This is a genomic window from Lentilactobacillus kisonensis DSM 19906 = JCM 15041, assembly GCF_001434135.1.
In the GTDB taxonomy this organism is placed as follows: Bacteria; Bacillota; Bacilli; order Lactobacillales; family Lactobacillaceae; genus Lentilactobacillus; species Lentilactobacillus kisonensis.
The window spans coordinates 1-699 of sequence record NZ_AZEB01000088.1; the positions used below are offsets into that span (position 1 = coordinate 1).

General features: G+C 52.9%; 1 rRNA gene. It reads left to right on the top strand.

From position 1 onward, the window contains the following. A 16S ribosomal RNA gene (locus FC98_RS13815) occupies nt 1–699 on the top strand; the annotation flags it as partial.

A 699-nucleotide genomic window follows, 5' to 3' on the forward strand; every position in this document is an offset into this window, starting at 1 on the left:
AACTGTTCACATCGTGACGGTATCCAACCAGAAAGCCACGGCTAACTACGTGCCAGCAGCCGCGGTAATACGTAGGTGGCAAGCGTTGTCCGGATTTATTGGGCGTAAAGCGAGCGCAGGCGGTTTTTTAGGTCTGATGTGAAAGCCTTCGGCTTAACCGGAGAAGTGCATCGGAAACCGGGAGACTTGAGTGCAGAAGAGGACAGTGGAACTCCATGTGTAGCGGTGAAATGCGTAGATATATGGAAGAACACCAGTGGCGAAGGCGGCTGTCTGGTCTGTAACTGACGCTGAGGCTCGAAAGCATGGGTAGCGAACAGGATTAGATACCCTGGTAGTCCATGCCGTAAACGATGAGTGCTAAGTGTTGGAGGGTTTCCGCCCTTCAGTGCTGCAGCTAACGCATTAAGCACTCCGCCTGGGGAGTACGACCGCAAGGTTGAAACTCAAAGGAATTGACGGGGGCCCGCACAAGCGGTGGAGCATGTGGTTTAATTCGATGCTACGCGAAGAACCTTACCAGGTCTTGACATCTTCTGCCAACCTAAGAGATTAGGCGTTCCCTTCGGGGACAGAATGACAGGTGGTGCATGGTTGTCGTCAGCTCGTGTCGTGAGATGTTGGGTTAAGTCCCGCAACGAGCGCAACCCTTATTGTTAGTTGCCAGCATTTAGTTGGGCACTCTAGCAAGACTGCCGG